Annotated in this window: 21 protein-coding genes; 6 read left to right on the top strand and 15 right to left on the bottom strand. The window is 76.2% G+C overall.

What is annotated here, in order from left to right; translation table 11 throughout:
* The first annotated feature begins 6 nt into the window (after positions 1-6).
* Complete coding sequence (locus tag D1781_RS04085; protein WP_119480965.1) at positions 7-717, top strand: glycosyltransferase family 2 protein; 711 nt, start codon at positions 7-9, stop codon at positions 715-717.
* On the opposite strand, the gene D1781_RS04080 is transcribed toward D1781_RS04085, so the two are convergent.
* Complete coding sequence (locus tag D1781_RS04080; protein ID WP_119480964.1) at positions 705-1,826, bottom strand: spore photoproduct lyase family protein; 1,122 nt, start codon at positions 1,824-1,826, stop codon at positions 705-707. The two genes, D1781_RS04085 and D1781_RS04080, sit on opposite strands and share 13 nt — an antisense overlap.
* Positions 1,827-1,889: 63 nt before the next feature.
* On the opposite strand from D1781_RS04080, the gene D1781_RS04075 reads away from it, so the two are divergent.
* Positions 1,890-2,612 carry an SDR family NAD(P)-dependent oxidoreductase gene (locus D1781_RS04075; protein ID WP_119480963.1) on the top strand — a complete coding sequence of 241 codons (723 nt, stop codon included), beginning with the start codon at positions 1,890-1,892 and terminating at the stop codon, positions 2,610-2,612.
* Positions 2,613-2,688: 76 nt separating this feature from the next.
* On the opposite strand, the gene D1781_RS04070 is transcribed toward D1781_RS04075, so the two are convergent.
* A complete protein-coding gene (locus D1781_RS04070) occupies positions 2,689-4,008 on the bottom strand; it encodes a GNAT family N-acetyltransferase (protein WP_119480962.1) in 1,320 nt (439 codons plus the stop codon).
* 58 nt (positions 4,009-4,066) lie between these two features.
* On the opposite strand from D1781_RS04070, the gene D1781_RS04065 reads away from it, so the two are divergent.
* On the top strand, positions 4,067-5,119 hold the full coding sequence (locus D1781_RS04065; RefSeq protein WP_119480961.1) for a histidinol-phosphate transaminase: 1,053 nt from the start codon (positions 4,067-4,069) through the stop codon (positions 5,117-5,119).
* Positions 5,120-5,150: 31 nt separating this feature from the next.
* Here D1781_RS04065 and D1781_RS04060 read toward each other — a convergent pair whose 3' ends face one another.
* The 4 genes from D1781_RS04060 to D1781_RS04045 form a co-directional block, all read right to left on the bottom strand.
* Positions 5,151-6,989, bottom strand: coding sequence for a glycoside hydrolase family 15 protein (locus D1781_RS04060; RefSeq protein WP_233550974.1), 1,839 nt, complete (start codon positions 6,987-6,989; stop codon positions 5,151-5,153).
* 79 nt (positions 6,990-7,068) lie between these two features.
* The gene (locus D1781_RS04055) at positions 7,069-7,905 is read right to left on the bottom strand and encodes a putative RNA methyltransferase (protein ID WP_199706375.1); all 837 of its coding nucleotides are present in this window, start codon (positions 7,903-7,905) and stop codon (positions 7,069-7,071) included.
* Entirely contained in the window at positions 7,902-8,525 is a 624-nt protein-coding gene (locus D1781_RS04050; protein WP_158589990.1) for a uracil-DNA glycosylase family protein, read from the bottom strand. The genes D1781_RS04055 and D1781_RS04050 overlap by 4 nt, the downstream gene beginning before the upstream one ends.
* 68 nt (positions 8,526-8,593) lie before the next feature.
* The gene (locus D1781_RS04045) at positions 8,594-9,211 is read right to left on the bottom strand and encodes a TetR family transcriptional regulator C-terminal domain-containing protein (protein ID WP_119480959.1); all 618 of its coding nucleotides are present in this window, start codon (positions 9,209-9,211) and stop codon (positions 8,594-8,596) included.
* Between the two features lie 126 nt (positions 9,212-9,337).
* Here D1781_RS04045 and D1781_RS04040 point away from each other — a divergent pair, with 126 nt between their 5' ends.
* Positions 9,338-9,865, top strand: a complete 528-nt coding sequence (locus D1781_RS04040) for a hypothetical protein (RefSeq protein WP_147392032.1) — start codon at positions 9,338-9,340, stop codon at positions 9,863-9,865.
* 109 nt (positions 9,866-9,974) lie between these two features.
* Here the strand turns inward: D1781_RS04040 and proC are convergent, their stop codons facing one another.
* Both proC and D1781_RS04030 read right to left on the bottom strand, forming a co-directional pair.
* Positions 9,975-10,793 (bottom strand): pyrroline-5-carboxylate reductase, encoded by an 819-nt coding sequence (proC, locus tag D1781_RS04035; RefSeq protein WP_119480957.1) that lies wholly within the window; start codon positions 10,791-10,793, stop codon positions 9,975-9,977.
* 26 nt (positions 10,794-10,819) lie between these two features.
* The gene (locus tag D1781_RS04030) at positions 10,820-12,196 is read right to left on the bottom strand and encodes a serine hydrolase domain-containing protein (RefSeq protein WP_119481723.1); all 1,377 of its coding nucleotides are present in this window, start codon (positions 12,194-12,196) and stop codon (positions 10,820-10,822) included.
* 76 nt (positions 12,197-12,272) lie between these two features.
* Between D1781_RS04030 and malQ the strand changes: the two genes are divergently transcribed.
* Positions 12,273-14,381 (top strand): 4-alpha-glucanotransferase, encoded by a 2,109-nt coding sequence (malQ, locus tag D1781_RS04025; RefSeq protein ID WP_233550972.1) that lies wholly within the window; start codon positions 12,273-12,275, stop codon positions 14,379-14,381.
* Positions 14,382-14,466: 85 nt separating this feature from the next.
* Here the strand turns inward: malQ and D1781_RS04020 are convergent, their stop codons facing one another.
* Positions 14,467-15,714: an Nramp family divalent metal transporter gene (locus D1781_RS04020; RefSeq protein WP_119480955.1), complete on the bottom strand. Its 1,248-nt coding sequence runs from the start codon at positions 15,712-15,714 to the stop codon at positions 14,467-14,469.
* 101 nt (positions 15,715-15,815) lie between these two features.
* The gene (locus D1781_RS04015; RefSeq protein WP_119480954.1) at positions 15,816-17,888 is read right to left on the bottom strand and encodes a cytochrome c oxidase assembly protein; all 2,073 of its coding nucleotides are present in this window, start codon (positions 17,886-17,888) and stop codon (positions 15,816-15,818) included.
* Between the two features lie 78 nt (positions 17,889-17,966).
* Here D1781_RS04015 and D1781_RS04010 point away from each other — a divergent pair, with 78 nt between their 5' ends.
* The gene (locus D1781_RS04010) at positions 17,967-20,237 is read left to right on the top strand and encodes a heavy metal translocating P-type ATPase (protein ID WP_119480953.1); all 2,271 of its coding nucleotides are present in this window, start codon (positions 17,967-17,969) and stop codon (positions 20,235-20,237) included.
* Between the two features lie 22 nt (positions 20,238-20,259).
* Here the strand turns inward: D1781_RS04010 and D1781_RS04005 are convergent, their stop codons facing one another.
* From D1781_RS04005 to D1781_RS03985, 5 genes are read right to left on the bottom strand one after another with little or no spacing between them, the layout of a single operon-like run.
* Positions 20,260-21,849 (bottom strand): copper resistance CopC/CopD family protein, encoded by a 1,590-nt coding sequence (locus D1781_RS04005; protein ID WP_119480952.1) that lies wholly within the window; start codon positions 21,847-21,849, stop codon positions 20,260-20,262.
* Positions 21,846-22,571, bottom strand: a complete 726-nt coding sequence (locus tag D1781_RS04000) for a YcnI family protein (protein WP_119480951.1) — start codon at positions 22,569-22,571, stop codon at positions 21,846-21,848. The genes D1781_RS04005 and D1781_RS04000 overlap by 4 nt, the downstream gene beginning before the upstream one ends.
* A 41-nt stretch (positions 22,572-22,612) precedes the next feature.
* Positions 22,613-23,239, bottom strand: a complete 627-nt coding sequence (locus D1781_RS03995) for a DUF5134 domain-containing protein (RefSeq protein ID WP_233551129.1) — start codon at positions 23,237-23,239, stop codon at positions 22,613-22,615.
* A gap of 15 nt (positions 23,240-23,254) precedes the next feature.
* Positions 23,255-24,073, bottom strand: coding sequence for a M56 family metallopeptidase (locus tag D1781_RS03990; RefSeq protein WP_119480949.1), 819 nt, complete (start codon positions 24,071-24,073; stop codon positions 23,255-23,257).
* On the bottom strand, positions 24,070-24,435 hold the full coding sequence (locus D1781_RS03985; RefSeq protein WP_158589989.1) for a BlaI/MecI/CopY family transcriptional regulator: 366 nt from the start codon (positions 24,433-24,435) through the stop codon (positions 24,070-24,072). Before D1781_RS03985 ends, D1781_RS03990 begins: the two co-directional genes overlap by 4 nt.
* Positions 24,436-24,526: the final 91 nt, after the last annotated feature.

Below are 24,526 nucleotides of genomic sequence, written 5' to 3'. Positions count from 1 at the left end.
GGCGCGGTGCGGCACGCCCTCCTGATCACGGCCTTCGACCGCCCCGACTACCTCCGCCGGGTGGTCGACTCGTGGCTGCGGGTGCCGGGCCTCGACGGGTGGCACGTGCGGGCGGCGGTCGAGCCGGGCCCGGTGCAGGAGGAGGTCGCGGCGCTGCTGCGCGCCCTCCCCGGCGCCGAGGTCGTCGTGAACGAGGAGCGGCTCGGCGTCGCCCGGAACCCGCACCGGCACCTCGACGCGCTGTTCGCGGCGGGGTACGACTTCGTCGCGCGCACCGAGGACGACCTCCTCGTCGCCGACGACGTGCTGGCCCTGCTCGAGCACTGCGCGAGCGCGTTCCGCGACGCGGCCGACGTCGCCGCGGTCTGCGCCTACAGCCCCGCGCCGGCCGGCGCCGAGCCGGCGGCGGTGCACCGCACGACCGCCTTCTCGCCCTGGCTGTGGGGCACCTGGCGCTCGACGTGGACCGACCTGATCGGGCCGACCTGGGACCTCGACTACTCCACCTGGAACGGCTCCCCCGGGTTCGAGTCCGGCTGGGACTGGAACCTCAACACCCGCGTGCTGCCCGCGCACGGGCTGACGACCGTCGCGCCGCTCGCGAGCCGGGTGCAGAACATCGGCGTCGTCGGGCAGCACGGCACCGCCGAGAACCACGAGACCGCCGCGAGCTTCCGGCCCTCCTTCGGCCGCCCCGCCTACCGCTACGTCGAGTAGAGCAGGCGGGCGCCGGGGAGGCGGCCGGGCACCTCGCGCTCGAACCAGCCGCGCAGCTCCTGCATCGTCTCCTTCGGGTAGACGTACTTCACGCCGCCGAACTTCGACCGCTTGACGCTGCGGACGGACTCGTCCATCTCGAGCTTCGTCCGCGGGTACCAGCCCTCGAGCACCTCCTTGCTCGACGGGGTGAACCGGTGCGTGATCACCTCGGCGGTCAGGTCCGGCTGCGGCACGTCGGCGAGCGCCGCGGCGACGTCGTCGAGCAGCCGCCCGTACGACTCCTGCCAGCCGTCGACCGGCATCACGGGCGCGATGGTGAGCCCGACGGGGTAGCCGGCCGCGGCGACGCGGCGCAGCGCCTCGATCCGCGCCGGCATGCGGGCCGTGCCGCCCTCGAAGCGCTCGACCTCGGCGGCGTTCACGGAGAAGCGGATGCGCGTCCGGCCGCCGTGCGGCAGCGCGAGCAGCGGCTCCACGGCGTCGAACTTCGTGGTGAACCGGAGGGAGGCGCCGTCGCCGTGCTCCCCGGTGCCGACGCGGGCGATCGCCGTGGCGAGGGAGCCGGTCAGGTGCTCGATGCCGAGCGGGTCCGTGTAGCAGGAGAGCTCGAAGGTCGTGCCCTCCCGGCCGCGCAGCGCGGTGCCGGTCGTCACCGAGCCGGTGCCGGTCAGGGATGCGATCGGCGCGAGGACGGCGTCGAGGTTCGCGTGCACGCGGGTGACGGGCGGGCCGGAGAGGGAGCCGGCGAGGTAGCAGTACTGGCAGTGCGCCGGGCAGCCGCGGGCGAGGTCGAGGCGCCAGTCGGCGGAGGGCGGGATCGGCTGCGGCTTCAGCGCCGACGGCGGCGCGACGACGACCGCCATCGTCGCCTTCGCGCGGGCGTACGCCTCCCGCTCGGTCTCGCCCTTCGGCGCGGTGGGGAGGCGGTCGCCGGTGAGCAGCCGGACGTCCTCGACGCCGAGCGCGTCGACGCGGCGGAGGATCTCCGCGGTGTGTCCCTCCGCCTGCGCGGAGCGGGTGACGAGGACGTGCTTCGGGACCCAGAGCCGAGGGGCGGCCGGGCGGCGGGCGGGACGGTCGAGGCGGTCGAGCAGCTGTGCGGGCATGTACTGTGTGCAACGTCCGGGGGCCCTCCGGCCTTCCCAGCGAGAGCGGCGCAGGCTGGTCCCATGGCACGCGTCCTCATCACCGGATCCGCCGACGGCCTGGGGCTCGCCGTCGGGCAGCGGCTCATCGACCAGGGGCACGAGACCGTGCTCCACGCCCGCAGCGCCGCCCGCGCCGAGGAGACCCGGCGGGCCGCGCCGGGCGCCGCGGACGTGCTCGTCGGCGACCTCGGCTCCGACGCCGAGACGCACGCCCTCGCCGAGGCCGCGAACGCCTCCGGCCGCTTCGACGCGGTGATCCACAACGCGGGCGTCGGCTCCGGCGGCGGCGAGGCGCTGCTGACCGTGAACGTGCTCGCGCCCTACCTGCTGACCGCGCTGATGACGCGGCCGGACCGCCTCGTCTACCTGTCGAGCGGCATGCACCGCAGCGGGCGACCGGACCTGGCGCACCTCGACCGGCCCTCCTACGGCGACTCGAAGCTGTTCGACGCGGCCCTCGCGGCCGCCGTCGCGCGGCGCTGGACCGACGTGCGGAGCAACGCCGTGGATCCGGGCTGGATCAAGACGCGGATGGGCGGCGCGGGCGCCCCCGGCAGCCTCGACGAGGGCTCGGCGACGCAGATCTGGCTCGCGACGAGCGACGACCCGGCCGCGCGCGTCTCCGGCCGCTACTTCAAGGACCTCGAGGAGGAGCGGCCCGCGGCGGGCGTCGTCGACGAGCGCTTCCAGGACGCCCTGCTCGCCGCCCTCGCGGACCGCACGGGCGTCCCCCTCCCCGCCTGACCCGCCGCTTCCGTTTTGAAGGAGTTCTTCGCGCGAACGCGCGAGAACTCCTTCAAAACGGAACGAGCGGGGCGGGTCAGAACCAGGTCATGAGGGCCGGCGGGACCGGCGAGCGCAGGAGGCGGTCCGCGAGGACCGCGTCTCCCGACGTGCGCTCGGCCAACCGGCCCGCGCGCGCGAGCGCGACCGCGGAGGCGCCGCCGAAGTAGAGCGACCCGAGCACGTCGACCGGGACCTCGAGCAGCGGCGTGCCCTCCGGCTCGCTCGGCTCCCCCGCCGCGACGACCGCGCGGCCGTCCGCGTCGACGTCGATCGTGAACACACCGTCGGCGTGCCCGAGCGGATCCTCCACCCGCAGCGCGAGCCGGCCCGGGCCCGCGTAGGAGCGGGCCGCGAGCGCGGTCACCGGGTCGAGCACGCGCACCCACAGGTGCTCCCGCAGCTCGGTCGTCCTGATCCGCCGCGAGTCCTGCACGAGCCATCGCAGCGGCTCGTCGACCGCGCGCAGCCAGCCCTTCACCTCGCCGACGAGGTCGAGCTCGAACAGGTACTGCCAGAGCGCGCGGTAGGCGTCGTCCGTCGTGGCCACGAGCTGCAGCACGTCCGCCGAGAGGTCGGAGAAGTCCTGCGGGTTCTCGTTCACGCGGTACACGACCAGGCCGCGCACGACGCCGTCCGCGTCCTCGTAGCGGGCGAACCGGCGCTTCCGCTGCTCGGCCGAGTCGGAGGGGGCGCCGAACAGCCGGCCGAACCGGTGCCCGACGATCTCCACGTCCCCGACGGTCGCGCGGCGCGCCTCCGGGAGCAGCGTCCGGCCGATCTCCACCGCTGCGTCGCGCCCGATCAGCTGGATGCGGCCCGGCGTCGGCGCACCGAGCCACCCGGCGCGGCGCACGTCGACCGTGAAGTCCGTCGACCACGTCGCGGGACCGAACCCGTAGCGGCGGTAGATGGTCGCCTCCGACACCGTCAGCACCGCGAGCGGCCTGCCCGCCGCGACCGCGACCCGCAGCTCGGACTCGAGCATCTGCCGGGCGATGCCGCGACGGCGGTGGGAGGGCGCGACGGTGACCGCGCTGATGGCCCAGGTGTCGACCTCCCCGCCCGGCACGGTCATCGCGGCGGGCCAGGAGGTGACGGTCGCGATCGGCATGGCGGGCTCGGCGCCGCCGTCGTCGTAGATCCCGACGGAGCGCTGCAGCGGGAAGTCCTCGGACAGGTCCGCGAAGTCCTCGTCCGTGCGGGCCGGGTCGTGGAAGCCGCGGGCGTCCGCCTCCGCCCACGCCCGCGTCGCAGCGGGGTCGCCGGGGTCGACCACCGCCATGCGGAGCCCCTGCGCGGAGAGCGCGGCGGCCGCGGCCGCATCGACCGGGATGGACAGGGCGTCGTCGTGCACGCCCCGAGCCTAGGAGCCGGGGCCGTGCCCCCGCCCGGCCGCCCAATACCCTTTCCCCATGGCCGACTCGCCCGTCCGCATGCGCCCGGAGATCGCGGCGCTCCCCGCCTACAAGCAGGGCCGCCAGGCGGTCGCTGACGGCTACAAGCTCTCCTCGAACGAGAACCCGTTCGGGCCGCTCGCCGAGATCGTCGAGGCCGTCGGCCGCGCGGAGGTGAACCGCTACCCGGACGCGTCCGGCCCGGCGCTGCGGGAGCAGCTCGGCGCGCGCTTCGGCGTCTCGGCGCAGGAGGTGCACCTCGGCGCCGGCTCGGTCGCGCTGCTCAGCCAGTTCCTGCTCGCCGTGTGCGAGCCGGGCAGCGAGGTCGTCTACGCGTGGCGGTCGTTCGAGGCCTACCCCGGCCTCGTCACGGTCGCGGGCGGCACGAGCGTGCAGGTGCCGCTCGACGCGGAGGCGCGGCACGACCTCGACGCGATGGCCGACGCGATCACCGACCGCACCCGCGCGGTGATCGTCTGCACGCCGAACAACCCGACCGGCCCGATCGTCACCGCGGCCGCGTTCGAGCGCTTCATGGCCCGCGTCCCGGCCGACCTGCTGGTCCTGCTCGACGAGGCGTACTTCGAGTTCGTCCGCGACCCGGAGGCCGTCGACGGCTCGACGCTGATCGGGCGCCACCCGAACCTGGTGCTGCTGCGGACGTTCTCGAAGGCGTGGGGGCTCGCCGGCCTGCGGCTCGGCTACGCGATCGGCCCGGAGCACCTCCTCGACGCCGCCCGCGCGGTCGCGGTCCCCCTGTCGGTGACCGGGCAGGCGCAGCTCGCCGGCTCGGTGGCGCTCGAGCACGAGGACCTCCTCCTCGCCCGCGTCGAGGACATCGTCGGCACCCGCACCCGGCTCGTCGACGGCCTCCGCGGGCTCGGCTTCACCGTGCCGGACGCGCAGGGCAACTTCGTCTGGCTGCCGCTCGGCGACCGGACCGCCGCGGCGGACGACGTGTTCCACGAGCACGGCGTCGTCGTCCGCGCCTTCCCGGGCGACGGCGTCCGCATCTCCATCGGCGAGCACGAGTCGGTCGCGCGCGTGCTCGAGGCGGCCGCCGCTCTCTGACCTGTTCGCGGATCCGCGGAGGGCGGCGCGGCTAGGAGAGCTCGCGGATGACGCTCGCGGCCTGGACCAGCGCCAGGTGGCTCAGGGCCTGCGGCAGGTTGCCGAGGAACTCCCCCGTGCCCTCCTCGACCATCTCGGCCATGATCCCGACGTCGTTCGGCACGGTCGCGACCAGCTCGTCCATCAGCTGCCGCGCCTCGTCGAGGCGCCCGACGCAGGCGAGCGCCGACACGGTCCAGAAGGCGCAGGCGACGAAGGTGCCCTCCTCCCGCTCCATGCCGGAGTAGCGGTACAGGAGGGGGCCGCGGCCGAGCTCCCCGCGGAGCGCGTCGATCGTGCGGGACATCCGCTCGCCGCGGTCGAAGCCCGAGACGGTGTGCAGCAGCACGGACGCGTCGAGCTCCCGGCTGCCCTTCCACATCCGGTACGCGCCCCGCCGCTCGTCCCAGCCGTGCTTGTCGACCCACGCCCGGATCAGGCGCTTGTTCTTCTCCCAGCGCCGCCGGGTGCGCTTCGAGACGAGCACGTAGCCCATGTCGTTGAGGGAGCAGGCCGCGTCGAGCGCCTGCCAGCAGCCCATCTTGCTCGAGACGTAGTGCCGCTCGACCGGCAGCTCCCACATGCCCGAGTCCTTGCGGGGCCAGCTCCGGCAGGCGCGGTCCGCGAGGTCGACGAGCAGGTCGCTGGAGGCGCCGTCGAGCAGGTTCCCGTCCGCGGTGTACGCCCGCATGATCGAGATCAGGTCGGCGAAGACGCCGAGCTGCAGCTGCCCGCTCGCCGCGTTGCCGGAGACGACGGGACCGAGCCCGCGCCAGCCCTCCGCGCGGTGCCGGTGGACGCCGTCGGTCGGGTCGCCCTCGAGATCGAGGAAGACGGCGATGCCGTCCTCCGTGCTGCGCTTCAGCGCCTTGAGCGCCCAGGCGACGGCGGCGTGCGGCTCCTCCCGCAGCCCGAACCGGAGGAACGCGTCCACCGAGTAGGAGAGGTCGCGCACCCACGCGTAGCGGTAGTCCCAGTTCTTGTCGACGGTCCGGGACTCCGGCAGGGACGTCGTCGCGGCGGCGGCGATCGCGCCGGAGGGGCTGAACAGCAGCAGCTTCAGCGCGAGGGTGCTGCGGAGCACCTGCTCGGGCCACGGGCCGTCCCAGGTGAACGCCTCCGCCCAGGTCTGCCAGCCGTGCAGGGTGCGGTCGATCGACGGGTCGGCGATCACGGGGTCGGGCGCGCGGATCGGCTCGTCCTCCGTGCCGGCGAGGCAGAGCACGTGCCGGGAGCCCGGCGAGGTCGAGAAGGCGCCGCGGAAGTCCGGACCCCAGTCCGTCGCGGGGCCGTTGCCCGGGTGCACCGGGTCCTCGCGGCCGATGTCGGACCCGGTGAGCGTGATGTTCGTGAGGCCGGAGCGGATGAGCGGCACGGTGCCGGTGTCGAAACGGGTGACGCCCTCGTCGCCGAGCAGGTCACCGGGCGCGACGAGCCACCGCATCGCGACCGATCCCGCCACGCCCTGCACGCGCCGGACGAGCTGCATCCACGGCAGCCGCCCGGCGATGCCGGTGACGAGCGCGTCGGTGACCTCGACGACGCCGGAGGCCGTCGTGAAGCGGGTGCGGAGCACGTTCGTGCCGTCGACGTAGGAGCGCTCGGTCGTGAACGGCTCCTCCGGGTGCAGCTCGATGCGGCCGCCGCACTCCTCGTCGAGCAGCGCCCCGAACAGCAGCCGGGACGCGATGCCGGGCACGGGCAGCCAGTCGATGCGCCCGTCGCGGGCGATCAGCGCGACCGTGCGGCCGTCGCCGATCGCGCCGTAGCCGCGGAGGTCCGCGTACCCGCCGACCCGCGGCTCGGCGGGCCCGGGCAGGTCTGCGCTCACCGCCTCACCGTACGGGTTCCGTTTTGAAGGAGTTCTGCGGTCCGAGCGCCGAGGACTCCTTCAAAACGGAAGGGGCGGGTCAGCGGGCGAAGCGGAGGACGCGGACCGCGATCGTGATGGGCAGCGGCCCGAGCGCGGCCGCGCTCTCCCGCACGGCGTAAGCGGCGAGGTGGTGCCCGTTCGGGCCCATCAGCACCGCCCGGGCGACGTCCGCGGGCGGGAGCACCGGGTGCGCCGTCACGCGGGCCTCCTGCACGACCCGGAGGGGCCGCATCCGGTCCGCGAGGCGGCGCTCCTTGTCGGGCGCGACCGCGAGCGTGCCGAACGGCTCGCGCAGCTCGGCCAGGTGCTCGGGCTCGGGCACCACGACCACGACGACGCCGTCCGGGGCGAGCACGCGGTCGAGCTCCGCGCCGTCGCGCGGGCCGAAGACGACGAGCGCCGCGTCGACCGATGCGCCGCGGAGGGGCACGCGCCGGCGGAGGTCGGCCCGTGCGGCCGCCCCCCGCGGATGCACGCCCGCCGCGGCGCGGGCCGCAGCCGCGGACACGTCGATCGCCACGCCGCGGGCGGCCGGCCGCGCGACGAGCACCGCGGCGAGGTAGGCGCCGGGCCCGGAGGCGAGGTCCGCGATCCAGCGCGCCTCCTCCGGCACGGCCGCGACGACCGCCTCCGCGATCGGCCGGTAGTGACCGGCGGCGAGGAAGTCGATCCGGTCGCGCACCATCGCGGTCGTGTCGCCCGGCACGGTCGACCCGGTCGCGAGCGCCGCGTAGCCCTGACGCGCGACGTCGAAGGCGTGCCCGGCCGCGCAGGCGAGCACGGACCCGTCCCTCGCCAGGGGCTCGAGGCAGACCGGGCACGCGAGCACCGCGAGCGCGGCGTCGAGCGCCGCGAGCCGCTCCGGCGCCGTCACGCGGCTCCGAGCACGGCCATCTGCGCCGCGAAGATCCCCGCGCCGCCCTGCGCGGGGTGCCGTACCGCCACCGCCTCGACCCCGGCGGCGGCGAGCGCGTGCTCGGCCTTCCGCCCGATCGCCACGACCCGCGCGGGCCGGAGCGCCCGGACGAGCTCGAGCGCGATCTCGGCGCCGGCGACGACCTCGGGCCGCCGCGGCGCGCGGTTCGTGGCGCGATCGGGCGCGCGGAAGGGGTGGTTCGGGTAGATCGGCCAGTTCACCGGCGGCACGGGCCACCCGCGCAGCGCCTTCTGCACGACGGATGCGGAGAGCTCCCACGTCGCGGCCGGGGCCTCGGGACGCCGGAACCCGTCGCCCTCCGGCGCCCCGGTCAGCAGCCCCGGGCGCGCGTCGAGCTCCCGCACGCTCATGAACGGCACGCCGGTGATCGTGGCCCCGCGCCAGCCGGGCGCCTCGCCGACGAGCAGGGTGTCGGCGCTCGCGGTCAGCTCGAGGTACCGGCGGAGGTTCGCGAGGCGCAGCGCGCCGTCCGGCGTCGCGGCGTCGTAGAGGAACTCCGCGTCCGGCGGCGTGACGGCCTGCAGCCCCGCGAGCAGGTCGAGGAACCGGGTGAGCACCCGGCAAGCCTGCCCCACGCGGCCGGACCGCCGGGCGGCACCGGGGTCGGGCGGCGGTCGGAGGGCGGTCAGACCGCGGTGAGCGGCGCCTGCTCCGTCTCGTCCTCGAAGTGCGCGCCGAGGTGCGTGCGGGCGACGGCGCGGAGGAGCCGGAGGCGGTCGACGTCGCTGTGGTACCCCACGAGCGCGTACGCGTTGACGCCGTCGATCACGGCGAGCAGGTGCACGGCGACCTCGTCCGGGTCGATGTCGAAGTAGTCGCCGCTCCGCACGCCGCGGCGGACGACGGACGCGACGAACGCGTGCCAGGCCCCCTCCTCGGCGCGGACGGCCGCGCCGAGCGCGGGGTTGCGGCGGCCGAGGCTCCACGACTCGAGCCACACCGCGTCCACGTCCGCGGGCTCCGCGAGGTACGCGAGCAGCACCCCGAGCTGCTGGACGGGCGACGGGTGCGTGAGCACCAGCCGCTTCGCCTCGGCGAGCTCGGTCGCCACGATGCGGGAGAACGTCGTCGCGACGAGGTCCTCGACGTCCGGCCACGCGGCCGTCACGGCCCGCTCGGGCACGCTCAGCCGAGCCGCCGTGTTCGCCGCGGTGACGGCATGGAGCCCCAGGTCGAAGGCGACCGCGACGGCGGCGGTGAGGACCTCGTCCTGCTCGATGCGGCGGTTCCTGCTGAGACGCACGCGGACTCCGTTCGTGGGGAAGGGGTGACCTCTTCATGGTGCTGGTCGCGGAGTGGTATTCGTCCGCGCGGCCCGTTCGGATCGGCCGCCTGCGTACCCCCAGTCCTGGGGCATACCCTGCCCGGCATGGGCATGGCGGATGCGCAGGCCGCGGCCGACGCCCGCCGGACCCTCGCGGAGACCGCCGCCCGCCTCGCCGCGGCCGGCGCCCCGACGGAGGCGGTCGCCGCGTTCGAGCCCGCCGCGCGGCGGTTCGGCATCCCGCGGAAGGCGCGTCTCGTGCCGCTCGGGCGGGTGTGGCGGCTCGGCGTGCTGCTGCTCGAGGAGGACGGCGGCGTCCGCGCGACCGGCCGCGTCACGCGCGCCGTGCCGCCCGGGCACCCGGGGCACATGGCCGTCTCGACCGAGGAGCGGCGCGAGGTCCGGGCCGCCGCGCACCGCGGCCCCTTCCCGGCCGGGTCGACCGTGCACTACGACGCGGACCCGATCGAGCTGACCCCGGAGGCGCTGACCGGCGCGACCGGTCCCCTCTTCCTCGAGGACGGCCGCGTGCAGGTGCGGTGGAGCCTCTCCGCGAGCGCCGGCCGCGACCTCGAGCCGTACCTCGCCGAGCGGGAGGCGCTGCTGCTCGACCCGCCCCAGGGCGCGACGTGATCCAGCGCTGAGGGGTGGTCTCGAGGCTCGCTGCGCTCGCACCTCGACCAGCGGAGCGGAGGCGCCCCCGCTGGTCGAGGTGCGACGAAGGAGCCTCGAGACCGGGACCTCAGCGGCCGGCGAGCTCGTCGGCCCGGCGGAGGGCGCCGGCCAGGGCGGCGGCGATCGTGCCGCCGAGGTCGCGCTCCTCGAGCACGGCGACGGCCGCCGCGGTCGTGCCGTTCGGGCTGGTCACCGCGCGGCGCAGCGCCTCCGGCGACTCCCCCGACGCCTCGAGCAGCGCGAGCGCCCCGGCGAAGGTCGCGGCGACGGTGCGCTCCGCGTCCTGCCGCGCGAAGCCGAGGCCGACCGCCGCGTCGGCGAAGCGCTCGAGCAGGAGGTAGACGTAGGCGGGGCCGCTGCCGGAGATCGTCGAGATCCGGTCGATCCGCTCGTCGTCGAGCACGACGACCTCGCCGAGCAGCCCGAACAGCTCGGTCACGGCCGCGAAGCCCTCGTCGGTGACCGCGGCGCCGCGGGCGAGCCCCGTCACGCCGCGCCGCACGCGGACGGGCGTGTTCGGCATGGCGCGCACGACCTGCGCGCCGCCCGGCAGCGCGGCCTCCAGCGGCGCGATCGGCGTCCCGACCGCGAGGCTCACGACGACGGCCCCGGGCGCGAGGTCGGGGCCGATCGCGCGCAGCAGGTCGGCCGTGCCTGCGGGCTTGACGCCCGAGATCACGACGCCGGCGCCGGCGATCGCCGCCCGGTTCGCCTCCGGGTCGGTCTCGAGCGCCGCTGCGCGGATCGCGGTGCCGTCGTACCGCGCGGCGGACGCCGCGGTCCGGGTCGTCGTGCGGAGGTCCTGCACACCGGCGTCGGCCAGGCCGGTGAGGATCGCGGAGCCGAGGTTGCCGCCGCCGAGCACGGCGACCGGAGGAAGAGCCATGCCCGGAAGCGTATTGAGGGCCGGGCTCAGGCGAGCGGGCTCGGCGCCCGCTGCCCGAGCATCGAGTTCAGCATCCCGAAGTCGAGCGGCGTCGTGCCCCACTGCGGCACGATGCCGCCCGCGGGCAGCAGCTCGACGTGGAGGCGGTGCGGCCCCTCGAGGAACTGCAGGTCGAGGCGCAGCACGTCGTCGGTCCAGCCGCCGGACACCGCGACGGGCGGGGCGTCGTCGTCGCCCTCGAGCACGGTCCAGCCGCCGGTGCCGATCGGCAGGCGGAGGGTGACGGTGCCGTCGGCGAGCACGACGCCGCCGTCCTCGAGCGCGGCGGTCAGGCCGGACCCCTCCCAGCTCGTGCGGGCCGTCCCGGACCCGGTCGCGGCGCCGCCCGTCGCGGGCAGCTCGAGCGCGCCGAGGCGGTCGGCGAGCGCCCGGTCCGCGTCCTCGCCCTCGCCGTCGACGCCGAACGCGGGCAGCAGGTGCGTCCACGCGGCGTCGAGGATCGCCTGCATGTCCTCGGTCGCCGACGTGAGCGCGAGGACCACGTCCTGCTCGGGCAGGATCACGCAGAACTGCCCGTAGGCGCCGTCGCCGCGGTAGCCGTGGCGGGCCATCCAGACCTGGAAGCCGTAGCCCTGCGCCCAGTCGGGGTTGCCCTCGCGGTCGGTGTCGACGCGCTTCTCGCGCACCTCGGCCGCCCAGCCATCGGGCAGCACCTGCTCCCCCTCCCAGACGCCGTCCGCGAGGTGGACCTGCCCGAGCTTCGCGATCGTCTCGGTCGTCGCGTGCAGGCCGGTGAAGCCGAGCGACCGGCCCGACGGGTACTGCTGCCAGGAGACCGGCTCGACGCCCAGCGGGTCGAGCAGGCGGGGGCGGAGGTAGCCGACGAGGTCGGTGCCGGCGGCCCGCTGCACGATCGCCGCGACCGAGTAGTTCGCCGGCTGGTTGTAGGTGAACCAGGTGCCGGGCTCGTGCTCCGGCGCGTGGAGGAGGAACCCCCGCACGGGCTCCAGCGGGTCCGTCGTGATCGACGTCGTCGCCATGTCGATCGCGTGCCCGGACGCCATGGCGAGCGCGTGGCGGACGAGGATGCGGCGGCTCGCCTCCGGCAGCTGGTCGCGGAACTCGGGGAAGTGGTCGGCGACGGCGTCGTCGAGCGAGAGCAGCCCCTCCTGCACCGCGAACCCGACCGCGGTGGACAGGAACGTCTTCGACAGCGAGTAGAGCAGGTGGAGGCGGTCGGGGGTGAAGGGCGCCCACCACCCCTCGGCGACGACGTGCCCGTGCCGGACGAGCACGATGCCGTGCGGATCGATCGCCGGATGCGCCTCGAGCGCGTCCACGAACGCGGCGACGCCGGAAGCGGCGACGCCCTGGGCGGAGGGGGTCGATCGGGGAAGGGCCACGGCCCTACTGTCCCCGGCCGCGCCTGAGCGCCCTCCCCGAGCGGCTCCCGAGGTGCGCGGGGCAGGATCCTCTCCCGTGACGCAGCCCGAGCAGCCCCTCCTCGATCTCGCGCGGGCCCACCGCGTCGCGACGTCGTTCACCGACTGGCGCGGCGAGACCCGCACGGTGTCGACGGAGACGCTCACGGCCGTGCTGACCGCCCTCGGCGCGGACCCGGCCGACCCGGTCGCGGCGCTGCACGCGGCCTGGGAGGCGCCGTGGCGCCGCACCCTGCCCGCCTGCACCACCGCCGTGCAGGGCGCCGAGCGGCTCGTGTGGATGCACGTGCCCGACGGGGCGCCCGCGGCCCTCGCGGTCGAGCTGGAGGAGGGCGGCCGCCGCGACCTCGAGCAGGTCGACCAGTGGGTGCCGCCGCGCGAGGTCGACGGCGCGCTCGTCGGCGAGGCGACCTTCCGCATCCCGGGCGACCTGCCCCTCGGCTACCACCGGCTCGTCGCCGCCTCCGGCGACCGGACGGAGGAGGCGCCCCTGATCGTCACGCCCGCCGACGTCGGGCTGCCCGCCCGGCAGGGCGACCGGCGCGGCTGGGGCCTCGCCGCGCAGCTCTACAGCGTGCGGTCGGCCGGGTCGTGGGGCGTCGGCGACCTCGCGGACCTCACCGACCTCGCCGTGTGGGCGGGCGCCGACCTCGGCGCCGACTACGTGCTCGTCAACCCGCTGCACGCGGCCGAGCCGGTGCCGCCGCTCGAGCCCTCCCCCTACCTGCCGTCGTCGCGCCGCTTCTTCAACCCGCTGTACCTCCGAGTCGAGGCGGTCCCCGAGTACGCGGCGCTGCCCTCCCGGGCCAGGGCGCGGGTCGCGATGCTCGCGCGGCGCGTGCGCGAGAAGGCGGCCGCCGCCGACCGCATCGACCGGGACACCGCGTGGGCCGCGAAGCGGGAGGCGCTGCGGCTGCTGTTCACCGTGCCGCGCTCCGCCGGCCGGGAACTCGACCTCGCCGCGTTCCGCCGCCGCGAGGGCGCCGCGCTCGTCGACTTCGCGACGTGGAGCGTGCTCGCCGAGACCCACGGCACCGACGCCCGCACCTGGCCGGAGGACCTCAGGACCCCCGGCTCCCCCGCGGTGGCCGCCTTCGCCGCGGAGCACGCGGAGGACGTCGACTTCACGTGCTGGCTGCAGTGGCTGCTCGACGAGCAGCTGTCGCACGCGCAGGACAAGGCGCTCGGCACCGGCATGGGCATCGGGGTGATGCACGACCTCGCGGTCGGCGTGCACCCGGGCGGCGCGGACGCGTGGCGGCTCGGCGACGCCTACGCGAAGGGCGTCACGGTCGGCGCGCCGCCCGACCCCTTCAACCAGCTCGGGCAGAACTGGCAGCAGCCGCCGTGGCGGCCGGACGCGCTCGAGGCGTCGGCGTACGCGCCGTTCCGCGACCTGATCCGCGCCGTGCTGCGGCACGCGGGCGGGGTGCGGGTCGACCACGTCATCGGGCTGTTCCGGCTGTGGTGGGTGCCCGAGGGGCAGGAGGCGGACCGGGGCGCCTACGTGCACTACGACCACGAGGCGCTGATCGGCGTGCTCTCGCTGGAGGCGGTGCGGGCGCAGGCCGTCGTGGTCGGCGAGGACCTCGGCGTCGTCGACCCGTCCGCCCGGACCCACCTCGCCTCCCGCGGGATCCTCGGCACGTCGATCCTGTGGTTCGAGACCGCGGACGGCGGCGCGCTGCCGGCCGAGCGCTGGCGCGAGCAGTGCCTCGCCTCCGTCACCACCCACGACCTGCCGCCCACCGCCGGGTACCTCGAGGGCGAGCACGTGCGCCTCCGCGACGAGCTCGGGCTGCTCACCCGGCCGGTCGAGGAGGAGCTCGCCGCGGACCGCGCCGAGCAGCGCGTCTGGCTCGACGAGGTGCGCAGCCGCGGTCTCCTCGCCGACGACGCCTCGGAGGAGGAGACCGTCGTGGCGCTGCACCGGTACCTCGTGCTGACGCCCGCGCGGCTCGTCGGGGCCGCGCTCGTCGACCTGGTGGGCGACCGGCGGACGCAGAACCAGCCCGGGACGCTCGAGGAGTACCCGAACTGGCGCGTGCCGCTGTCCGGCCCCGACGGGCGGCCGATCGCGCTGGAGGACGTCTTCACCTCGCCGCGCGCCGCCCGCCTCGCGGCGGTCCTCCCCCGGCGCGGCTGATCCCGCGCCTCCCGCGGCGCCGCCCCTCCCCGCCCCGCTGGTCGAGGTGCGAGCGCAGCGAGCCTCGAGACCACCGCCCGACGGATCAGCCGGAGACGGTGAGGACCAGCAGCGTCAGGTTCAGCGCGACGACGAGCGCGCTCACGACGCCCGCCGCGATCCGGAGCGGCACCGGGTTCACGGCCGCGCCCATCACGGAGCGGCGGCTCGTCAGCACGGCGAGCGGCACGAGCGCGAACGGGATGCCGAGCGACAGGGCGACCTGGCTCAGCACGAGGGCCAGGGTCGGGTCGACGCCGAGCCCGAGGATCACGAGCGCGGGGATCAGCGTGACCACCCGGCGGGCGAGCAGCGGCACGGACACGTGGAGCAGCCCCTGCATGATCGTCGCGCCCGCGTAGGCGCCGACGGAGGTGGAGGCGAGCCCGGAGGCGAGCAGCCCGATCCCGAACACGGTCGCGATGACGGGCCCGAGCGCCGAGCCGATGGCCGCGTGCGCGCCCTCGATGGTGTCGGTGCCCGCGACGCCCGACAGCGACGCGGCGGCCAGCAGCAGCATCGCGATGTTCACGGTGCCCGCCACCAGCAGGGCGAGGACGACGTCGAGCCGGGTGGCGCGCAGCAGGATCCGCACCCGCGCCGGGTCGGTCGTGACGCCGTGCCGGTCGCGGGCGAGCGCCGAGTGGAGGTAGATCGCGTGCGGCATGACGGTCGCGCCGAGCATGCTCGCGGCGAGGAGCACGGAGCCGGAGTCCGCGAACCGCGGCACGAGCCCCTCCGCGGCCCGGCCCCAGTCGACCGGGCTGACGACGAGCCCGGCGACGAACCCGACCGTGATCACGGCGAGCAGGGCGATCACGACCGACTCGAAGGTGCGCTGGCCGCGCGCGGACTGCACGGCGAGGATCCCGACGGAGATCGCGCCGACGAGCACGCCGCCGGGCAGCAGCGGGATGCCGAACAGGATCTGCAGGGCGATCGCGCCGCCGATGACCTCGGCGAGGTCCGTCGCCGCGGCGACGAGCTCCGCCTGCGCCCAGAACGCGAGGCGGCCCGGGCGCGGCAGCCGCTCGCCGAGCAGCTCCGGCAGGGTGCGGCCGGTGACGACGCCGAGCTTCGCCGACAGGTACTGCACGATCACCGCGGTCGCGTTCGCCGCGACGAGCACCCAGACGAGCAGGTACTGGTAGCCCGCGCCGGCGGAGAGGTTCGCGGCGACGTTCCCCGGGTCGACGTACGCGATCGCGGCGACGAAGGCGGGGCCGAGCAGGCGCAGGAGGCGGCGCTCGGGCGGCCGCGCCGCGACGGGCGTCGTCACCTCGGCAGCGGACACGGCGCTCCTCGCTCCAGGTGGGAGGACTCTAACGAGGCCCGGCGGGGAGTTCTTCGGACCCCCTCCCTCCCTCCCGGTGGGCGGGAGGGGGTCGGCGGCGGTCAGGAGGGGTCGCGGGGCGCGGCGGCGGCCGGGGCGTCGGCGCGGGCGCCGCGGGAGTCGAGCTTCGCGAGCATCGCGTTGTACGCCTCCCAGCTGTCGTCCGTGCCCTGGTCCAGGTGCCGGTCGAGGCGGGTGGCGACGCGGTTGTCCTGCCGCGCCCACTGCGTGACGAGCGCGACGATCACGATGACGAGCGGGATCTCGCCCGCCGCCCACGCGATGCCGCCGCCGACGGCCTGGTCGGCGAGCAGGTCCCCCGCCCACGGCTCGCGGAGGTAGCGGTAGAAGTCGCCCGCGATCACGTCCTTGCTCGTCATCACCGCGACGCCGAAGAACGCGTGGAACGGCATCGCCGCGAGCACCATGCCGAGCTTGCCGATGTGCGGGATCGGCCGCGGCGGCGCGTCGACGCCGATGACCAGCCCGTAGAACATGAAGCCGATCACGAGGAACTCGACGTTCATCAGCTGGTGCGCCCAGTGGTAGCGCAGCGCGAAGTCGAAGATCGGCGTGAAGTACAGCAGGTAGTAGGCGCCGATGAAGCGCACGAAGACGAGCAGCGGGTTGAACAGCACGTGCGTGACCCGCCAGGCGAGCAGCGCGGCGATCCACTCGCGCACCCCCGCCGCCCTCGAGCGGCCGTGCGCGGGGAGGGCGCGGAGCGCGAGCGTGATCGGGCCGCCGAGCACGAGCAGCAGCGGGCCGAGCATGTTCAGCGCCATGTGCAGCACCATGTGCAGGCTGAAGACGGCGCTGGAGTAGCGGCCGAGCCCGCTCGAGGTCGTGATCACGACGACCGCCCAGCCGAGCAGCCACGCGACCGTGCGGCCGACCGGCCAGGCGTCCCCGCGGCGGCGCAGCGCGACGACGCCCGCGACGTACAGGCCCGCTGCGGCCAGCGACACGAGCAGGAACAGCAGGTTCGGCCGCCACGCGGTGGCGAGCGTCGCCAGGGTGGGCGCGCCGGGCAGGTCGTAGCCGAAGAAGGTCTGGTTCACCGACGTCGGCACGAAGTACTGCGGCGGCGGGATGCGGCTCATGACGAGCCACACGCCGAGCAGCAGGGCGGCCGGCACGAGCGCGACGGCGCTGCGGCGCGCGGCGTCCCGCCGGGCGGCCGCGCGGTCCGCCTCCCCCGGGCGCAGGCCGCGGAGCACGAACGGCGCGATGATCCCGAGGAGCGCGAAGCGGACGAGGAACAGCCAGGCCGTCGGCGAGCCGAGGAACGGCGAGCCCCACAGCTCGAAGAGCGCGAGGACGACGTCCGACCCCGCCGCGACGACCCAGGCGAGGGCGAGCATGCGGCGCACGCGGAGGAGGGAGACCGGCCCCGGGCGCGGCCCCGCGACGGAGCGGTGCCGCAGCACGGCGAGCAGGCCGACGAGCACGGCGAGCGCGGGGGTGCCGACGGTGGCCGCGTCGCTGCCGAAGTCGTGGTTCGGGCCGACGAGCACCTGCGTCACGACGACCGGCGGCAGCAGCGCGACGAGGCCGAGCACGAGCAGCAGCGCGTGCGTCTGCCAGGCGTGGGCGAGGAACGCGGTGATCGCGATCGCGGCCGCCAGCACCGCGACGACGAGCCACGCCGTCGGGAGGTACGTGTACGAGAAGGCGTAGCCGGCGACGCCGGGCACGAGCATGCGCCCGAGCGGCTGACCGCCCGCGTCGGCGGCGTCGACGGCGACGAGCGCGAGGGCGGCGACCGCCCACACGGCGGCGGACACCGCGACGGGCCGCGCGTCCGTGAAGTAGTCGAGCGTCAGCCGGCCGGTGCCGGAGCGCTGCCGGCCGAGCACCGCGTACGCGAGGCTCGCGACGCACCAGGCGGAGGCGACCGCGACGACCCCGTGCAGCAGCCCGCTCGCGAGGGACGTCGCGAGGCCCGGCGCGCTCTTGCCGACGGCCGCGTAGGGCTGGGCGCCGAGGAGGACCGCGGCGACGCCGACCGCGAGCAGCGGGACGAGCGCCGCGACGACCACGAGGGCGTCGGAGCGGCGGCCGGACGCGGCGGACGCCGCTGGCGCGGTCGGCGCCGGGGCCTCGGCGCCGCGGACGGCGTGCTCCGTGCTCATGGATGTGTCCCCCGTCGGCGGCCGATGCAGCGCGGCGATTCTACAATCTGTAGTGCGACGCTCGACCCGGAGGTGCGGATGACGACGCTGACCGACCAGCCGACGGTCCGGACGATGGACGACGTCGTCGAGCTCGACATCGCCGGCATGACCTGCTCGGCCTGCGCGAACCGCATCGAGCGCAAGCTGAACCGCCTCGACGGCGTCACCGCGAGCGTCAACTTCGCGACCGAGCGCGCCACCGTGGTCGGGCTCGACGGCGACGTCGACGGCGCGGTCGCCGCGGTCGAGAAGGCCGGCTACAAGGCGGCCCTGCACACGCCCGGCGACGACGAGTGGTCCCGCCGCGCGACGAGCGACCGGATCGACTCCCTCCGCCGCCGCCTCACGGTCTCGGCGCTGCTCTCGGTGCCGCTCTGCGACCTCACGATCCTGCTCGCGCTCGTGCCCGCGTGGCGCTTCCCCGGGTGGCAGCTCCTCTGCGTGCTGCTCGCCGTGCCGATCGTCACCTGGGCCGCGTGGCCGTTCCACAAGGCGACCCTCCGGAACCTCCGCTCCGGCTCGCTGAGCATGGACACCCTCGTGTCGCTCGGCGCCGTCGTCTCGTTCGTCTGGGCGCTCGTCGTGCTCGTCGGCGGCCCCTCCGCCGCGGGCTACTGGATCGGCTTCGGCCCCACCCCGCCGGGCGCGGACGCGATCTACCTCGACGTCGCCGCGGGCATGGTCACCTTCCAGCTCGGCGGGCGCTACTTCGAGACGCGCTCCCGCCGCCGCGCGGGCGACGTCCTGCACGCGATCTCGGGCCTCGCGGCCCGCTCCGTGCTCCTCCGCACGCCCGACGGCGACGTCGAGGTGCCCGCGGGGCGCGTGCGCCCCGGCGACGTCGTCGTGGTCCGGCCCGGCTCCTCCGTCCCCGTCGACGGGATCGTGGAGGCCGGCCGCTCCTCCGTCGACACGAGCACGATGACCGGCGAGACCGCCCCCGCGGAGGTCGGGCCCGGCTCGACCGTCTCCGCCGGCACCGTCAACGGCTCGGGCGCGCTCACGGTCGTCGCGGAGCGCGTCGGCCAGCACACCCGGCTCGCGCAGCTCGCCGCGATCGCGGACGAGGCGCAGCGCCGCAAGGCCCGCGTCACCCGCCTGGTCGACCGGGTCACCAGCGTCTTCATCCCGGCCGTCATCGGCCTCGCCGTGCTCGTCACGGCGGGCTGGCTGCTCGCCGGCGCCCCGGTCGGCGCGGCGATCGGCATCGGCATCGCCGTGCTGATCATCGCCTGCCCGTGCGCGCTCGGGCTCGCGACGCCGACCGCGCTGATGGTCGGCGTCGGCCGCGGCGGCCAGCTCGGCATCCTCGTGAAGGGCCAGGACGCCCTCGAGGCGAGCGGCCGCATCGACACCGTCGTGCTCGACAAGACCGGCACGGTCACGACCGGCGCCTTCACGGTCGCGGACGTCCGCCCCGTCGGCGACCTCGACCGGCACGGGCTGCTGCGCCTCGCCGGGGCGCTCGAGCAGGACTCGGAGCACGCCATCGGCCGCGCGATCTCCGGCGCCGCCGCGGCCGAGCTCGGCCGCCCGGAGCCCGTCGAGGGCTTCGAGGCGCTCAGCGGGCTCGGCGCCGCGGGCGTCGTCGGCGGCCGCCGCGTCGTCGCCGGCAACCGCCGCCTGCTCGTCGAGCAGGGCGTCGCCGTCCCCGCCGCGCTCGACGAGGCGGTGCTCGAGCTCGAGACCGCCGGGCGCACCCTCGTGCTCGTCGCGGTCGACGGCGTCGCCGCCGGCGTGCTCGGCCTCGCGGACGACGTGAAGCCGACGGCCCGGGAGGCCGTCGCGCAGCTGAAGGCGATGGGGCTGCGCACCGTGCTGCTCACCGGCGACTCGGCCCGCGCGGCCGCCGCGGTGGGCGCGGAGCTCGGCTTCGACGAGACGATCGCCGAGGTGCTGCCCGCCGACAAGGCGGCCGTCGTCGCCGACCTGCAGCGGCAGGGCCGGAAGGTCGCGATGGTCGGTGACGGGATCAACGACGCCGCGGCGCTCGCCTCCGCGGACCTCGGGATGGCGATCGTGACCGGCACCGACGTCGCGATGAAGTCGGCCGACGTGATCCTCGTCCGCGACGACCTGCGGGCCGTGCCCGACGCGGTCGCGCTGGCGCGGAAGATGCTCGGCACGATCCGCGGCAACCTCGTGTGGGCCTTCGGCTACAACATCGCGGCGATCCCGCTCGCGGCGTCCGGGCTGCTGAACCCGCTCATCGCCGCGGCCGCGATGGCGCTGTCCTCGGTGCTCGTGGTGACGAACAGCCTCCGCCTCCGCAACTTCACCCCGCACCAGGCGCAGCCCGAGGCCTGACGCCCGAGCGATTCCGCAGGGGCTACCAGACGGGCCAGGACACCGCCGCGGCGGTGCCCGCGGTGGTGCTGACCTCGGTCTGCAGGGTGAGGGTCCACTCCCCCGCGATCGGCAGGCCGGCGCCGGTGCTGCGCCAGCCGTCGCCGTCGCGACGGAAGGCGACGTCGAGGGCCGCGACCCCCTCCGTGCCGAGCGCCCCCTCGAGCGACCGGAGGCGGATCGGCCGGCCGCCCGCGTCGAGGGCGCGGACCCGGATCACGGCGGGCCCGCGGCGGGTGCGGTCGACCTGGACGACGAGGCGGTCGCTCCCCGCGGCGACCGTGCGGGTGACGGCCGGACCGTAGGTCTCCGCGGCCGTCGCCGTGGTGCTGAGCGCCCCGGTGACGGCGAGGATCGCGACGAGCCCCGCCACCTCGACCACCGCGGTCCGGCACAGGCGGGCGCGCGGCGGCACCCTCGCTCCGGCGACGACCCGCTGCGCGGCCGCCGCGAGCACGAGCACGAGCACGAGCAGCCCGAGCTTCGCGAGCAGCAGCACGCCGTACCCGGTCGACCAGAGCGCGTCGAGGGGCACCACGGTCGGGAAGGCCTGGACCTCCCCCGTCACGACGAGCACGGCGACGCACGTGTAGGCGACCAGCGACCAGCGCCTCAGGAGGCGGACGCCGGCGGCGGGCGCGCGGCGCACCCGCGGCAGCACCGCGGTCACGAGCACGACGAGGCCGCCGAGCCAGAGCGCCATCGCCGCCAGGTGCACCACCGCCGCGGGCACGAGCAGGGAGGCCGCGCCGTCCGTGGCGTGGCCGAGCAGCGCGATGGTCGTGAGCACGCCGACGCCGAGCACCCCCGCGATGCGCGGCCGCGGGGCGCGGGCGAGGGAGAGGCCGGCGAGCGCGCCGACGAGCAGCAGCCGCACGAGCAGCACCGCCCCGGCCGGGCTCGTGACCGTGTAGCCGAGGTCCTCGACGCGGAGCACGCCGGCCCAGCCGCCGCCCGACGCGCGGGGGCCGCGCAGCAGCAGGTCCGCGAGCGTCGCGAGGGCGAGCACGAGCAGCCCGGCCTGCGCGAGCCGCAGCACGCGCCGTCGCCGCTGCACGGCCGGCCAGAGGACCGCCGCCGCGGCCGGCGCGCCGACGCCGAGCGCCGCGCCGAGGTAGCCCGCGCCGATCGCGGCGCCGAGCGCGGGGTCGAGCGGCGACCCGAGGGAGACCGGGCCCTCCACCGCCTGTGCGTCGCGCCGCACCCCGAAGCGGAGCGAGCCCGAGACGACGTGGCTGTCCGCGGACACGACGCGGTAGGCGACCGTGTAGACCCCCTCCGGCACGGCGGCCTCGAGCGGCACCACGACGGTCCGCCCCTCGAGCCGCGCGCGGCCCGCGTCGACGCGCGCACCGGTCGAGGAGAGCACCGTCGTCGCCGCGGGCGGCAGCGCGATGCCCTCGTCGAACGTCAGCCGCACCGCGGCGGGCGCCTGCTCGAGCCGCGAGCCGTCCGCGGGGTCGCTCGACACGAGCACGGCGTGCGCGGACGCCGGGGCGGCGGGCAGGAGCAGCAGGGCGACGACCGCGAGCAGCAGTCCCCCGAGGACCCGCGCCGCCCGCGCGCCGATCACGCGCCGGATGCGCCCCTCCGGGACCGCAGCAGGCCGACGAGCCCGACGAGCAGCGCGGCCGCCGCGAGCACCACGGCGACGATGCCGACGGCGAGCGCCGCGGTGCTCGAGCCGGTCGCCTGCGAGGCCGACGCGGCCTCGGTCGCGGCGGGCGCGGGCTCGTCGTCCGCGGCGGCGAGCTGCAGCACGGGCGCCGGGTGCTCCGGCTCGGCGGAGCCGGTCGCGGTCTGGTTCCAGTCGACGACGCTGCCGTCGCTGTAGGTCTGCCGGGTCGGGAACTCGAGCCGTGCGACGTCCGGCAGCGGCCCCGCGGACACGGCGAACCGCTGGAACTGCCCGGGGCGGATGCCCTTGCCGGCCTCCGCCTTCCAGACGATGCGGGAGACGAAGGAGGTCAGCTGCCCGTCGTCCGTCTCGATCGGCTTCTCGAGCCTCGCCGTGCTGACGGTCGCGGTCCAGCCGGCGACGGGCTCGACGCTCGCGGACGCGATCGGCGTCCTCGTCGGCATCGTCACGGTCACCTCGGTGGTCGACGCGGTGTCCGACTCGGTCGGGACGCGGAAGGTGAGCACACCGTACCCGCCCCGCGTCGCGTCCTCCCCGTCGACGTGCACGTGCGCGGAGGCGGCGGTCGCCCCGACGAGCACGGCGCCCGCGGCGACGGCGAGCCCGGCGACGAGGCGCACGGCCGTGCGGCGGGCGGAGGTGCGGGGACGGGGCATGCGGGACTCCTCGGTTCGGGGACGGGGACGGGGACGGGGACTCAGGTGGCGAGCACGAGCAGGACGTAGGCCATGCCCGCGGCCATGGCGGTGGACGCGGCGAGGTCGGCGACCTCGAGCCGCCGCGCGGGACCGGCGGCCTCCCGGACGAGCAGCCCGGCCAGCCAGACCGCCGCGCCGACGAACAGCGTGCCGAGCGCGATCGACACGGCGAGCGCCCACGGCACGTCGCCGGTCATGACTGCGCCGGCGCCGTGGCTCATGCCGGCCATGCCGCCCATGCCGGCCATGTCCTCGTGGGCCGAGGGCGCGCCGGGGATCATCGCGACGGCCATCCAGACCATCGCCAGCATCATCCCGGCGTGGTACCAGAGGCCCGCGATGCGGCCGTGGGCGCCGTGCCCGACGCCGAGGCCGGCGTCCGCGGCGGGCCGGAACAGCGCGGCGCCGGCGTACCAGAACGCGCCCGCGGAGAACACGACGACCTGCGGCAGCGCGGGCGCGGCCCACGACCACGGCATGGCGACCATCGCGCCGCTCATCGCGAGGTGGAGGAGGTTCGAGACGCGGTCCGGCACGTCGCGGTTGGCCACGACGCGGCCGGCGAACCAGAGGGCGAGGACGCCGAAGAGGGTGGTGGCGACGGTCGCGGTCAGCGGCGTTCCCATCGTCACGCCGTCACTCTACAGTTTGTAGAGCAGACCTCCACCCGCGCGGGCACGACGGCGCGAGGCGTCCGGCCGCTGCTCGAGCCGGGCCGCGCGGATCTCGGCCCACTCGTTCGCCTCGAGGGCCGCCGTGCGTCGGAGCGCGCTCGCCAGCGTCCGCTCGCCGCAGACCCGCGCCGCGGCGTCGTCGGCCGCGAGCTCGACGAGCAGGTGGACGGCCTGGTCGAACGCCCGGGCGCCGAACAGGGCCGGGAGGCACATGCGGTTGAGCGCCGCGGTCCGCAGCAGCACGTCGTGCCGTCCGGCGAGGTGCGCCCGCTCGTGCTCGAGCACCGCGCGCAGCTCGCCCGCCGTCAGCGCGTCCGCGAGCGCGGTGGAGACCACGATGCGTCCCCCGTCCGCCGTCGAGCTGAAGGCGATCGGACGGTCGGCGCGGATGTGCAGCACCGGCACCGCGCCGAGCCGGTCGACCCGCTTCGTGCAGGCGGCGGCGAGGAGGTCGAGGTCGCGGATCGCCGCCTCCCGGCCCGAACGCAGCGGCTCCGCGCGGGTGAGCACGAGCGCGCCGGCGGCGCCGACGACCGCGAGCGCGCTCCACGCGAGCACGCCGGCGAGCCAGCCCGCGTCGAGCGGCTCCGCGTGCGCGGCGATCGCCAGCATCACGCTCCAGAGGACGGACGCGGCGATCGCCGCCGCGCCCGTCAGGAACGCGGTGCACCAGGCGACGAGCAGCAGGCGCGGCCGGCGCACGGCGGGGCCGCGGAGGCGGAGGAGGCGGGGCGCGCCGAGCACGCAGGCGGCGGCGACCGCGAGCAGGACCGCGAGGACGATCACGGCGCGCTCCCGCCGACCGCCCGCCGCAGCACGTCGAGGTCGGTCGCGTCGAGCTGCTCCGCGAAGGACATGAGGGCCGCGCCGCGGTCCGCGGACTCGAGCAGCGCCGCGAGCATCGACTCGGCCGCGACGCCGCCGGCGACGGCGCGCACGCGGAAGCGCGCCTCCCCGCCGTCGAGGCGCTCGACCGCGCCGGCCTGCTGCAGCCGCGTCAGCACGGTGATCACGGTCGTGAACGCCGGCTTCGGCTCGGCGTCGGGCCAGCGCTCGAGCAGCATGCGCGCGCTCACCGGCTCGCCCGCCTCGCGCAGCAGCGCGAGCACCGTCGTCTTCAGCTGCCCGTGCGCCCGTCGACCGACCACCCCGCACCTCCCGTGCTCTACGACTTGTCTAGCAGAGCCCGGGCACCCCGAGGCCCGCTGGTCGAGGTGCGAGCGCAGCGAGCCTCGAGAC

The sequence above is a fragment of the Amnibacterium setariae genome (assembly GCF_003581425.1).
Taxonomy (GTDB): Bacteria; Actinomycetota; Actinomycetes; order Actinomycetales; family Microbacteriaceae; genus Amnibacterium; species Amnibacterium setariae.
Note: the sequence above shows the minus strand (reverse complement) of the source record. Positions and strands in the feature narration are given on the sequence as shown.